The sequence below is a fragment of the Botrimarina hoheduenensis genome (genome assembly GCF_007859815.1).
Classification (GTDB): Bacteria; Planctomycetota; Planctomycetia; order Pirellulales; family Lacipirellulaceae; genus Botrimarina; species Botrimarina hoheduenensis.
Genome location: NZ_SJPH01000004.1, coordinates 66,489 through 78,849, shown reverse-complemented (window position 1 = coordinate 78,849; position 12,361 = coordinate 66,489). Strand labels below are relative to the sequence as shown.

Sequence of the window (12,361 nt, the reverse complement as noted above, 5' to 3'; positions counted from 1 at the left end):
GCCGCGCCGTGAAGAGTGCTGCCGAGCCGAAGAGCAGCCGAGCTGAGCTGAAAAAAGAGCTGAGCCGATGGAGCGTTAGCAGCAAGCAGCGTCAGGCGGGCGACCAGCCCGCCTAGCCAGTCCGCCTAGAGGGAGCTTCAATCCGTCAATCGTTATTAATTCTTGCTATCTATAGGCTGAGGATCAACCTAGACCTTCGCGCAACCTATTGCAAACGATTCCCAGAAAATCGGTCGCAATAGTTCCCACGGTTACTCTTATCAATGAAGAGCAATACTCTGGTGCTTAGGCAGTCCGTCTGGCTGTTCGTGCCATCGCTCCGCGTCTTCCGAGGAAGATGGCAAGTGGGATTGTTCGCTAGGCCCACAGGAATCCCTTCACGACACGCCGCTCGAGTCAACGCCCATGAGCCGCCCCACCGAACAAACCGTCCCCAGCTGGCGGCTCATGCTATGGCGCTGGTTTTGGCGTCTCACACTCGTGGTTTCATTGGCTTACGCCTGGTACTGCTTTTATGTCCCCCCCAATGACATCGCTTGGGCGAATGACATCCCCGCCGCTCAGCGACAAGCAGCACAGACTGACAGGCCGTTGCTAATGTTCTTTACCGGCGAGTGGTGCGTGCCATGTCGGATCATGAAACGCACTGTCTTTGCCGATGAGCAAGTGGCCGCACGGGTTAACTCGAAGTTTATCCCCGTGATGATCCACGTCGAACGACCCGCAGCGGCCACGGCGCTACGACACTACCAAGTCGCTGCTTGGCCGACCACGATCATCACGGATCCGCAAGGCAGCGTCCTGCACCGGGTGCAAGGCGGCATGAGCAAGACCGATTTCCTGGCACTGCTGAGCGAGCCGCTACCCACGGAGTAGCACCAGCACCAGCGCACATGCTGTGCGTCCCTCCCCGTCCCTCCCTGTCCCCCGACGTCCCCCGAGGTCGCCCCCGTCCCCGTCGCCGATTTCGCGGCGTTCCGACCGCTTGTCTGCCGCTTCGACCCGCAAGGGCTTGTCCTGGCAGCGGTCGGTTTCTGCGGGTCAACGCGGTAAGTCCACCTGCAAGACCAGCTGTCGCCCTGGCTTTCCGACCGGCATCGGTGCTCCCGAGCCAGCGGATAGTAGGTTTCAGAGTCTGCTTATCGCGGTTGGCGGAGCCGCCTTTGGCTATTCCCCTGCTTTTCACCTTTGAGACTGCCACCATGGACAACGTCTGCGCTTCTTTGTCTTTGATTGAAGACCTGCTCAAGCAGGCAGAGAACCTCGACCGCGACGAGCTTCATTGCGAGCCCCGCATAAGCTCTTTCTCTCACCAAGCGGTGGAGAAAAACAGCCTCGAGTTTGTCATGCCGATGAGCGAAGCCCTCCTTGTCTAGAGGGCGCTAAGAGGTGCGGCTGGCCTCGCGGTGTTGGGATGGCGTTCTCAGAAGCCGCGCAGCAGAGCCGGCTGCGCCCGCGATGGCCTCGTCCTAGCGGGCTTCGGTGTGTGTGTCTTCACGCGGTGCGACTGATCAGACCTCGGCGAGGCGGACCGCCTCGGCCAGGTCGATCGTTCCTTCGTACAGCGCGCGGCCGATGATGCACGCGGCGAGGCCCGCTTCCTTCAGCCGGCGCACGTCATCCAGCGTGGTGACGCCGCCCGATGCCACCACCGGCAGCGCGCCCACGGCGTGCTGCATCTCGGCCATCGCCCGCACGTTGGGGCCCTGCATCATGCCGTCGGTTGCGATGTCGGTGTAGACAATCGCCGCCAGCGGCTTGTCCGCGAGCCGTTCGGCGAGTTCGACGGCGTTGGTGCTGCTCGTTTCGAGCCAGCCGTCGGTGGCTACGAAGCCGTCGCGGGCGTCGATGCCCAGCACCAACCGACGGGGGAACCGCTCGACGATCGCTGCAAACCAATCGGTGTGCTTGATGGCCGAGGTGCCCAGCACCAGCCGCCCAATGCCGAACTCAAGCAACTCCTCGATCGCTTGTTCGTCGCGGATGCCGCCGCCCAGCTCAACGACCATATCGACGGCTTCGAGGATCTCTTGCACGGCGGGCAGGTTGACAGGGTCGCCTTCGCGGGCACCATCAAGATCGACCACATGCAACCGGCTGGCACCGGCGTGCGCGAACGTGCGGGCGACGCTGGCGGGGTTGTCGCCGTAGACCGTCTCTTGGGCATAGTCTCCTTGACGGAGCCGTACGCACCGTCCGCCGCGGAGGTCGATCGCGGGCCAGATCTCCATAGGTACGAAACGGTCTCGAGCTGGTTGCGGAAGGGACGAGCAGCAAACCATCGTCTCACAAGCCGGCTCGGTCGCCTAGATGCACACCAGAAATCGGCGGATACCCCTTCGCCCATTTGGGTTACGCTAGCCACATGGACGCATCGGAAGAAGCTCCGTCGATCGATCGTTTGGCGCTTATCGACGCCGCGTGCGATCGCTTTGAGGCGGCCTGGCGCCACGGCCAACGGCCCGACGCCGAGGTCTATCTCGCGCAGCTGCCGGAGGATCTCCGCGACGAGGCCCGTGCCGAGCTCGCCGCCATCGCCCGCGAGATGACTAGCCGCGAGGCCGCCACGCTCACCGCCGCCATGCACCTGCGCTGCCCGCACTGCGAAGGGGGGGTCGAGCTGCTGGCCGATGCGTCGCTTGAGAACATCACCTGCGGCACGTGTGGCAGCGTGTTCGGACTGGTTGGCGGCGATCAGCCCGACACGGTGGCACCGCAGCGCGTCGGCCGTTTTGTGTTGCGTGAGCAGTTGGGCATGGGGGGCTTTGGCGCGGTCTGGCGGGCCTACGATCCGGACCTGGACCGCGAGGTGGCGATCAAGGTCCCCCGCCGCGGGGCGCTCTCGCGGGCCGAGGCGGAGCTGTTCTTTCGCGAGGCCCGTGCCGCCGCCCAGCTCTCGCATCCGAACATCGTGCCCGTTCACGAGGTCGGACGTGACGGCGAAGCCATCTACATTGTTAGCGAGCTCGTCCACGGCGAGTCGCTCGCCGAGCGGCTCAAAGCGGGACGCCCCGCTCCGCGGCAAGCCGCCCGTTTGCTGGCAACCATTGCCGACGCCCTGCACGCCGCCCACGAGCGGGGTGTGGTCCACCGCGACCTCAAGCCGGGCAACGTCATGCTCGCACACGGTCCGCAGGAGAGTGGCACCGTCTGGGGCGAGCCCCGTCTGATGGACTTCGGCCTCGCCAAGCGCGCGACGGGCGAGATCACCATGACGGTCCAGGGGCAGGTCCTCGGCACGCCCGCCTACATGTCGCCTGAGCAGGCCGGTGGCGAAACGCAATGGACCGATCGACGGACCGACATCTACTCGCTAGGCGTCATGCTCTTTGAGATGCTCACCGGCGAGCTGCCTTTTCGCGGCCCGGCCTCGAGCCAGATCGAGCAGCGTTTGAAAGACGACGCGCCGAGCGTCCGCCGGCTGGCACCCCACGCCCCGGTCGATCTGGCGACGATCTGTGCGAAGTGCTTAGAGCGCAACCCCGCTGCCCGGTACGCCACTGCCGAGGCGGTTGCCGAGGAACTGCGGCGGTGGCGAGAGCATCGCCCCATCGCGGCCCGACCGATCACCCGCTGGGGCCGTGCGGCCCGTTGGGCCCGCCGCCGTCCCGCGTTGGCCACGGCGCTCTTGCTCGGTGCCACGTTGGCCGTTGCCGGCCCGCTCGTTGCGATCGTCTTCGCCCAGCAACGCGCCGCGCTCGCCGAACGCCTTGTCGAGCGCGATCGGCTCGTGCAACAAGCAGGGAATGACCTCGATCTTCTTCGCGGAGAGCTCGATCGGCTGAAGCGCGGCGAGGCACCGGTCAAGCCCCGGGCACTCGCCGGGCTGCTGCCCACCGGACGCCGATCGATTGTCGAACAGCTCTTGGAGCAACGCGCAGCCGAAGTCGATGCCCTGTTCCAGGCGTCCGCTCCCGCCAACGCCGCCGCGCAACGCGATCGGCTCGCCGCGGCGCTGCTGGCGATCGCCGTTGGCGACGAGCGGGGCCGGCGTGTCTTGAGCGAGGTCGAGTCGTCGCTCGACGAGTTGGCCCGTTCCGTCGGGGCCGACGCCCCGGCGCTGTCGGCTCATGCCCTGGCGGCGATGTGGCTCGCCCGACTGCGTTCCGCTGAGCGCGACACTGTCGCGGCGGCGGCTGCGACCCAACGGCGGCTTCGCTCCGCGCGACGAATACTGGATCAGGCAAGCGATCCGCTGGCCGCCGAACTCGGTTTGCTTTCCGCCACTGTCGAAGCCGTTGCCGACACGCCGCAGGCGACCGATCCGCCGACGCTTGCCGCAGCCCAGCTGGCACCAAAGATCGTGCAGCGCTTAGCGCAGCCCGGTGCCTCGTGGGCGAGCGTCGGCGCGGCGCTGCTGGACGAGCCGGCCTTGCTCAGCGTGCCTCGCCAGCAACCAAGCGAAACGAAGAACGGAGCGGATCAATCGAGGCCGAACTAGCCGCGGCACGGGATCAGGGGGCCGAAACCGTTTCTTCGCCGTCGCGCGTCGCGAGATCGCGAAACAGGTTGATATCCATATCGTTGGCGACGAACCGTGCGGAACCATCGACCAGCGCAAACATCGCTCCGCCTTCATGAGCGCTGCCAAAATAGAAATCATTCGGCTTAAGGCTCGTCGCCGATCCGCTGGGTGCCGCGGGATCGCCCGCGAAGTACCCGAACTGATCGGGCGAGCCGTTGATCGGATAGCGCACGTTGCGCATCGCCTGCAGGCTCATCTCACGCACGTCGTTGTCCGCAAGCCGCGGAGCGCCGTTCCAGGTGGCACCCTTGGTCCAGGCATCGCGCGAGGTCAGGTAGAGGCGCTCGCCCAGGGCGAGCGTTTGCGACGTGCCATCGGTGATCTGCGACAGCCGCACGGCCGTCCCCGGAAAGAACACGCCGTTGATGCAGGTCTCGCCATAGAACAGGGGGTCGAGATCCCACTGGGCGTCGGTGGTCGGACACCAGCCAGAGATGCCTTCGTAGCTGGCCCAGCCCGGCTGGTCGGGGGGCGGAGGTTCAGCGCTGGGGCAGACAAACACGCCGGGGACCCGCTGTTCTTTGTTGTCCACACCACCGTCTTCGCGTGGTCCTAGCCTGGCGAGCACCGCCGCTTCTTCTAGCTGGGGAAGAATTTCAACCCGCCAGGGCCGGCTCGCGCTGCGGCGATTGGCGTGCAGCAATGCCCCGGCCGGCAACGCACCCGCATGCGACTCGTGCGTGAGCACCGCCAAGATCTGCTGCCGCAGGTTCGAGAGGCACGCGCTCCGCCGTGCCGCTTCGCGCGCTTGCTGCACCGCGGGGAGCAACATCCCCAGCAGCACGGCGATCACGGCGATCACCACCAGCAACTCGACCAGCGTGAAGCCACGCTGGTGCCGGCAACCGGGCTTCCTGCCGCGGTGGATGGGGCTCATTGCTCACGGCCTCGCACGCCCCCGAAGCCACCTATCAGCAATACGCTCAACACGAGCGTTGCCGTGCCCGGCTCAGGCACGCTGAACTGCGCAAACGCCGCCGCGAGCGCTAGCGAGGGCTCGGGCGAGACGCCCGTCATCTTGCTGAGAAACCACGGCACGTCGTCAAAGTCAAACGTGCTGTCGAGGCTGCCGTTGGTTTCGGGATACTCGCCGAAGTACTTCAGGCGATACGCCTCTTCGTCGAGCATGCCCAGGGCAAAATCGCCATAGTCGCCGGTGTCCAGATGGCCGCTGAAGTTCATGTCGGCAAGCAGTGTGGAGTAGGCACCCATCTCGACATCGTCAAAGGCCCACCAGCCGTCGTCGCCGGCACCCTCCATGATGAACTCGATCACGATGTCTTCCCCCGACATCGAATTGGCGAACCCCATGGCTTGACCGCTCGGGTTGGGGATCAGTGCCGACAGATCAATCACGACCTGCTCGTTGAAGTTGTCGGGTCGGTACGCGGCGTTCACCAGGTTCGGCTGTCCGGTCGAGGCGAACGGCTGGGTGGTGGGCTTCTGGGTGATCACGTCGTAGTACGGTGCCGACTCCCAGCGGAGCACCTCAAATGTTTGCGTGCCGACCACCACGTTGACGAGCGCGGTTTGGTTGTTGCCGTTGGGGTTGAAGCTGCCGCCATCGTCGCAGCAGCCGCCACGCCAGCTGCTATCGAACCGCAGCCGCAAGCGCTCTTCCCCCGTCGCGGGGGTCAGATCGATCGGCCTGGTACGTAGCAGGGTGTTGTAGAAGCCCAGCTGGTTGGCAGGATCGCCCAAATCGTTCCAGCGATCGGGGTCTGCCACGGCGATCGTTCCTTGTCCAAAGGTGAAGCGATCGCGGGGCGTCGGCACGGTGGGGGTCGGCCGAGTGACGGTCCGCCAGAAATCTTTGTCGGCGAACGACCAGCCCTCCCATTCAAAGATGCCGACCGAGGGCGTTCCCACCCCCGGCACGTCGGAGGCGTCGCGGAACCACCCCGGCGGGGGGACGTGGGTAAACGCGCGAGGGAAAGGCCCGTTTTCCTGTTCCGGGGGGCGGAGCTGCAGCCCCTCGAAATCCTCGAAGAAGATCGTGGTGAGTGCCTCTGTCGACCCGCTTAGCAGGCATCCGGCGACCAGCGTCGCCAGCATCAAGAGCCACCGGCCCGAACGACTTGTTTGCGATCGGCATCCCATAGCGATTAGCTTAGTCGAAGAAGAGGTGGGTCTCGCAACCTGTTTTCGCATCATCGCGCTTCGTGTTTTTGAAATTTCTGTCCGCCGCGATTCGCCGGAGCACCCTGTTGGGCGTGGCGCTGGGGCTGTTGCTCGCGAGTCGGGCACCAGCTAACGCCGCCGAATTCTGGCTGTCGACATCGGCCGCCGGCTCGCCCGGGCTGGAGGCACCTGCGATCGGCGCTAACCCCGGCGAGATCTTCACGCTGCATCTTTGGGGTCGGCCCACCCCCGGCGATCAGCTCAAGAACCTCTCGCTGAACCTTGTGTCGTCGGCCGCGGGTGTTGATTTCATGGACGGGGCGTACGTCTTCTCCAATACCATCGATGGCTCGACCGATCGCTTTGAGTACGTTCGCGACTCGGCCTCGACACCCGTGCTGACGTCCGAATACACCATGGGGGAAGTCGGTGCTGGCAGCGTGGACGCGCTGTACGGCATTAACGCCTTCACGCTCATCCCGAGCGCCGCCTACCGCGGCGTGGGCCCCGGTTGCTCGCTCGCTGAGCCCCAGTGCGAGATCGCCGCCGACGGAGAGCCTGCTTGGCGGCTCGCAACGATCGGCGTTCGGGCCGTCACACCCGGTGCGATGGTCAACCTCTTCTTGCAGGTCGGCGATCGCGGCATGACCGAGCACTCGATCCCCACCGGGGACTACGACTATGACGGCACGGTTGATGCAGCGGACTACGCGATTTGGGAAGATGCGTTTGGCACAACGGGAACCTCGCCGGCCGATGGTTCGGCGAATGCCGTGGTCGACGTCGCGGACTACACGGTGTGGCGTGATCATCTGGGAGACGCCGGCGTGCTGGGCGTCGCAGCGGATGTGAGTGTGCGGTTTGGATTGGATTCCGGCGGCGGACTCGAGCCTTCGTACAACGCCCTGACCGATCGCGGCGTGACCCTCGGCGGCGATGACCCCGACGCCGTGATCACGATCTCGTCGCCGAGTCTCTCGGTCCCCGAGCCCGCGAGCCTCAGCCTGGTGCTGTTGCTGGCAGCGATACACGGGCGCTGCCGACGCCCGTTCGCCGCTACCAGGTAAATCCGTAAAGCGGACCGCAGCCCGACATGCAGGGCGCGGCTTGGGGCCGTTTTCTCTGAAAATCGGTTGGCGTAGCGCTCAGTCTTCTGCTTCCAGCGGAACCCGATCGGGCCGCCAGTGGGCGCGGATCAGGCTCAGCTTGCGTTCGACGGTGCGCTCGACAACGCCCAGCTTTTCGGCAATCTCGCCGCTCGTGTAGCCTTCGAGCTTCAGCCCGGCGATCTCGCGCAGACGCTCCTCGGGCAGCAGCTGCATGAGGCGGCTCAGCTCCTCGCGCATCGCGACGATGAACTCGGGGCCCAAGTCGTCATCGGGCGGATCGGTGGTGGATCGGCTATCGCTCGCCACGCCGATCGGGATCGGCGTGGCCCCGCCGCCGCGCTTGAGGGCTCCCTCTTTGTTGCGCTGGTTGATCGCTTTGCGGGCGGTCATTTTCGCCAGCAGCGACCACAGATTGTTACGGTCCTCAAGGCTCGGGAAGCGATCGCGTGCGAACCCGTGAAACAAGCTCTGCATGGCGCTGATGGCCACGTCCTCTTCATCGACCGGTCCCCGTGGGAACGTGCCCAGCTTGGTCCGAGCCAGCCCGACAATCCGGCGGAAGTACCGATCCCACAATTCTTGCTGGGCGTGCGCTTCGGCCGCCGTGCCGCCCGTGCGTAGCTGGGCGATCCAGTGCGTGACCGATCCGCGGCCGCTCGTCTCCACCGTTGCGATATCAAGCGGGTTGAGGCCGGCCTTCGAGTCGGCTGTCAGCGAAGGGCGCTGTGAGGCCATGGCGTGATCCCGGAGGAGGAGTTCGGCGTGCTTGCCGGAGGCTTCAGACTGGCGTCACTGGTTAAAGTCTCGCCCAGATCAACGCCGCGATCAAGCAATCCCCGGAGACTTCTAGCCGACCGGCACGGTCTTCTGGGCACGATCCGGCTAGCAGAAGTCTCGGCGGGTAAAGGATCCGTGTCGGGTTCGTGACCAGTGTTGCTGCCGCCACGTGGATCGGTCGCTCCCCGAGTTGGGCGCATGAGCCGCCCGAAGAGGGTGCGATCCACGGCGTGCAGGGTGGTTTGGGGGTCTGGGGGGAGTTAAGCCGGCGGGTCTCTGGCAGTTCCGTCGTGCGTGATTCAGCGTAAGCCCCTACGATGAACCGGTCAGGCCCCAAGGGCTTGAGATCCATCCCGCGCCCGCCAGGCCCTCACGATCGCCTCGATGCCCCTTGCGCTCGCTGTCGCCGACCTCGTCAAAGCTTTTGGCGAGCGGCGTGCGCTAGACGGCGTTTCGTTTCAGGCCCAGCAGGGGCAACTTGTCGGTCTCTTGGGACCCAACGGTGCCGGCAAGACCACGTTGATCCGCTGCCTGATCGGCCGCTGTCGACCCGACGCGGGCAGCATCGAACTCTTCGGCCAGCCGCTCCCCGCCCGCGGCGGACGCGAGCGGTTGGGGTTCGTGCCGCAAGATTTGGGCATCTATCCGGACCTGTCGGTACGCGAGAATCTGCACGCCTTTGGCGTGTTTCACGGCCTGCGCGGAGCGTTGCTGCGTGAACGAATCGAGTGGGCGCTCGAATGGACCGGCCTGAAGGATCGCGTCGAGGCACTCCCAAAGACGTTCTCGGGCGGCATGAAGCGGCGGGTCAACATCGCCTGCGGCGTGCTGCACGAGCCCGCCGTGCTGCTGCTGGACGAGCCCACCGTGGGCGTTGACCCCCAGAGCCGCGAGCGAATCTTCGCGATGATCGACACGCTCCGCCAAGCGGGCACGACGATCTTGCTAACGACCCATCACTTGGAAGAAGCCGAGACGCGTTGCGAGCGTGTGCTGATCATCGACCACGGGCGCGTGATCGCGGAGGGGACGGTTGGCGAGCTGATCCGTGAGACGGTGGGTTCCGATCGACAGGCCACGATCCGACTTGCCCGACCGCTAGCGCCGGAGGTGCTCAAGAGCGTTGCGCTAGGCAGCAACACGCCCGCCTTGGCCCGCGCTACGCTGGGCCAAGCTTTGAACGGCAGCGGACCCAACGGCAGCGTACTCAACGGCGACGGAAACAACGGCTACGGGCCGACGTCCTCGACGTCTCCTCAGAGCGAACTAACGATGTCCCGCCGCGATAGCGGACACGATCCGTTGACCCTGCGCACGAGTGTCCGCAGCGTGGCTCTGGAGCTGCCGCGGTTGTTGGAGAAGATCTCTAACGCGGGCGGCGAAGTTCGTGACGTGGAGGTCACCGCACCAACGCTGCAAGCGGTCTTTCTGCACCTTACTGGTCGCGAGCTGCGCGAGTGATCGCTCCCCCCTGGTATTAAGAACGCCCCCCTCCGTGAATCTGCGCCTCATTATCGAAGTCGCCCTGGTTGGCTTGCGCCGCCTGTGGCACGGCAAGCTGGAGCTGCTGCTCACGTTTGTCGTCCCGGTCGCGTTCTTCACGATCTTCGCGATGATTTTTACGGGCGGGGTTGGTTCTGGCAGAACCGCGAAAATTAAGACGGTGCTCACGGATCTGGATCGCACACCGCTTTCACAGGACTTTGTGCAGCGACTTACCGACTCAGAAGCGATCGGCGTGGTGGAAGATATTCGGGACGACGGGATCAACGCCCTCGATGCGACACGCGATGCGGTTGTGCGTGGGCAAGCGACCGTCGCGATTGTTGTGCCCGAGGGCTGGGGCGATTCGCTCCGCACCGCCGAGCCCACCAAGCTGTTTTTGCTCGCCGATTCTTCGGATCAGATCGGTCCGAAAGTGATGAAAGCCCTGGTGCAAGAGACGCTCGGCAAAGCGCTCGCCGGTACGCCGCGGGCCGACCTGCCCGCACCGCCTGCAGCCCCCGCGAAACAGGCCAACGCGAGCGTCGAGGTGATCGACCTCTTCACCGGGGGCAAAACGAATCCCGCTGTTTCCATGTACGCGGCAGGTATTGCGGTCATGTTCTTGCTGTTTAGCGCGACCGGCGCGGCCGGATCGCTGCTGGAAGAGGAAGAGAATCAAACGCTCGAACGGTTGCTCGCTTCGCGGGTGGGCATGACGCACGTGCTGTTGGGCAAATGGCTACAGCTAGGACTGGTGGGCGTGTGCCAGGTGGTGGTGATGTTCACTTGGGCCCAACTGGCGTTCGGCCTCGATGTTGCGCGACGCTGGGACGGCTTTCTGCTGCTGACGCTGGTTACCGCTGGTGCTGCGGCAGCGCTCGCGCTCGCCTTGGCGGCGGCGTGCCGGACCCGGGCCCAGTTGAACGCCGTCTCGGTCGTGCTGGTGCTGACGATGTCGGCCCTCGGCGGAAGCATGGTGCCGCGCTACATCATGAGCGACACGATGCAACAACTCGGCCGCGCAACCTTCAACGCCTGGGCGATTGATGGTTACACGAAGCTCTTCTGGCGCGATCTGCCAACCGCCGAGCTGTGGCCCGAGGTGGCGGTGATGGTGGGGTCGGCAGCGCTGCTGCTGATAGCAGCGCGGGTTCTGGCGATGCGCTGGGAAACGGCGTGAGCCGCGAGCCTGACACGCTCGCTCAAACCCGCCCGCGCCACCGGACAGGACGCCCCAGGGCTTTGCGTAGCAAGGCTTCCCACTGGATGATCAGAAACAGGGTTACGGCAAGCGGATGGAGGATCCAGGTCAGCAAGGGCTGGCGAAACCGCACCGCCGCGTCTAACCGCGGAGCCAGCACGCAGACGCCCGCCAAGCCGGCCAATACGCTGGTTAATCCTCCGACCAACAGCAACGGGGCCCACGCAACTTGCCCCAGTGCTAATACCAAGGATACCGGGCCGATCAGCGCGGGAGTTGCGACCCCCTCCGTGGCGTTCTTGGCAAGGCCGCGCCACACGGCCCCCGCACCGGCGTACATCCGGCAGCGAGCCAGATCGGTTGCGTCGAACACGTCGGTGGTTAGCCCCGCGGTGCGGTAGGCCCGTGGAAGAGTGAGTCCGTCGTGCCGCGAAGCGCGGATCGCTGCGTGCCCCCCCGCCGCACGGTACGCCGTCCGCTGCGTGAAGAAGAGTTGCCCGCAGCCCGCTGCGAATCCCGGCCGCCCGTCGCTGCGCATGGCACGCAAGGAGAGGAAGCTGAGCAGCACGAACTGGATCAGCGGCAGCATCAGCTTCTCGAGCGGTGTGCCGGTAATCTGGCGGGGGAAGCCGCTCACCAAATCAGCGCCACACAGCGCTTGCTGCGCAACCAGTCGGGGCAGCGCGCCGGGTTCGAGACGGACATCGGCATCCATCCACAGCAGCGTGTCGTGCGTCGCCGCATCGGCCAGCTGCTGGCAGGCGTGCTGCTTGCCGTTCCATCCGGCAGGGAGTTTTTCCCCCGTGATGAGCCGTACGCGCGGATCGGCTGCGCTAAGGCGTTGCACGCGTTCTGCGGTGTCGTCTTCAGAGGCGTCGTCCAGGGCGAGCACCTCGACCTGAACGGGCGTGGGGCCCTCGGCGGCCCTGAGGACCGAAGCGATGGCCTCCTCGATATTCGCGGCTTCGTTTCGGGCGGGGATCAGCACCGAGATCGCCATACCAGCCGGGGCGCTCTCCGGCGCAGGAGCCACGCGAAAAACCCCGACGTTGCGGAAGTAGAACCACGCCGGCGCTGCCGCAAAGAACAAGCAAAACAGGGCGAGTAAGATGAGCATCAGCGGGCGAGTTTTAGACCGGGAGC

General features: G+C 65.3%; 11 protein-coding genes. 6 read left to right on the top strand and 5 right to left on the bottom strand.

Annotation, left to right across the window (positions count from 1 at the left end; genetic code table 11):
- The first annotated feature begins 405 nt into the window (after positions 1 to 405).
- A complete protein-coding gene (locus tag Pla111_RS10310; RefSeq protein WP_146574039.1) occupies positions 406 to 876 on the top strand; it encodes a thioredoxin family protein in 471 nt (156 codons plus the stop codon).
- 326 nt (positions 877 to 1,202) lie between these two features.
- Entirely contained in the window at positions 1,203 to 1,376 is a 174-nt protein-coding gene (locus Pla111_RS17235; protein ID WP_197524943.1) for a hypothetical protein, read from the top strand.
- A gap of 135 nt (positions 1,377 to 1,511) precedes the next feature.
- On the opposite strand, the gene hisA is transcribed toward Pla111_RS17235, so the two are convergent.
- A complete protein-coding gene (gene hisA / locus Pla111_RS10305; protein ID WP_146574037.1) occupies positions 1,512 to 2,231 on the bottom strand; it encodes a 1-(5-phosphoribosyl)-5-[(5-phosphoribosylamino)methylideneamino]imidazole-4-carboxamide isomerase in 720 nt (239 codons plus the stop codon).
- Between the two features lie 134 nt (positions 2,232 to 2,365).
- On the opposite strand from hisA, the gene Pla111_RS10300 reads away from it, so the two are divergent.
- Positions 2,366 to 4,441 (top strand): serine/threonine-protein kinase, encoded by a 2,076-nt coding sequence (locus Pla111_RS10300; RefSeq protein ID WP_146574035.1) that lies wholly within the window; start codon positions 2,366 to 2,368, stop codon positions 4,439 to 4,441.
- Between the two features lie 13 nt (positions 4,442 to 4,454).
- Here the strand turns inward: Pla111_RS10300 and Pla111_RS10295 are convergent, their stop codons facing one another.
- Positions 4,455 to 5,402, bottom strand: a complete 948-nt coding sequence (locus Pla111_RS10295; protein ID WP_146574682.1) for a DUF1559 family PulG-like putative transporter — start codon at positions 5,400 to 5,402, stop codon at positions 4,455 to 4,457.
- Positions 5,399 to 6,625 (bottom strand): hypothetical protein, encoded by a 1,227-nt coding sequence (locus Pla111_RS10290; protein ID WP_146574033.1) that lies wholly within the window; start codon positions 6,623 to 6,625, stop codon positions 5,399 to 5,401. Before Pla111_RS10290 ends, Pla111_RS10295 begins: the two co-directional genes overlap by 4 nt.
- Before the next feature lie 68 nt (positions 6,626 to 6,693).
- Here Pla111_RS10290 and Pla111_RS10285 point away from each other — a divergent pair, with 68 nt between their 5' ends.
- Positions 6,694 to 7,713: a hypothetical protein gene (locus tag Pla111_RS10285; RefSeq protein WP_146574032.1), complete on the top strand. Its 1,020-nt coding sequence runs from the start codon at positions 6,694 to 6,696 to the stop codon at positions 7,711 to 7,713.
- Positions 7,714 to 7,791: 78 nt separating this feature from the next.
- Here Pla111_RS10285 and Pla111_RS10280 read toward each other — a convergent pair whose 3' ends face one another.
- Positions 7,792 to 8,490 (bottom strand): ECF-type sigma factor, encoded by a 699-nt coding sequence (locus Pla111_RS10280; RefSeq protein ID WP_146574030.1) that lies wholly within the window; start codon positions 8,488 to 8,490, stop codon positions 7,792 to 7,794.
- A gap of 426 nt (positions 8,491 to 8,916) precedes the next feature.
- Between Pla111_RS10280 and Pla111_RS10275 the strand changes: the two genes are divergently transcribed.
- Together Pla111_RS10275 and Pla111_RS10270 are read left to right on the top strand one after the other, a co-directional pair.
- Positions 8,917 to 9,993, top strand: a complete 1,077-nt coding sequence (locus tag Pla111_RS10275; RefSeq protein ID WP_231930948.1) for an ABC transporter ATP-binding protein — start codon at positions 8,917 to 8,919, stop codon at positions 9,991 to 9,993.
- Between the two features lie 34 nt (positions 9,994 to 10,027).
- Entirely contained in the window at positions 10,028 to 11,197 is a 1,170-nt protein-coding gene (locus Pla111_RS10270) for an ABC transporter permease (RefSeq protein WP_231930946.1), read from the top strand.
- 22 nt (positions 11,198 to 11,219) lie between these two features.
- On the opposite strand, the gene Pla111_RS10265 is transcribed toward Pla111_RS10270, so the two are convergent.
- Entirely contained in the window at positions 11,220 to 12,335 is a 1,116-nt protein-coding gene (locus tag Pla111_RS10265; RefSeq protein ID WP_146574028.1) for a glycosyltransferase family 2 protein, read from the bottom strand.
- Positions 12,336 to 12,361 lie beyond the last annotated feature (26 nt).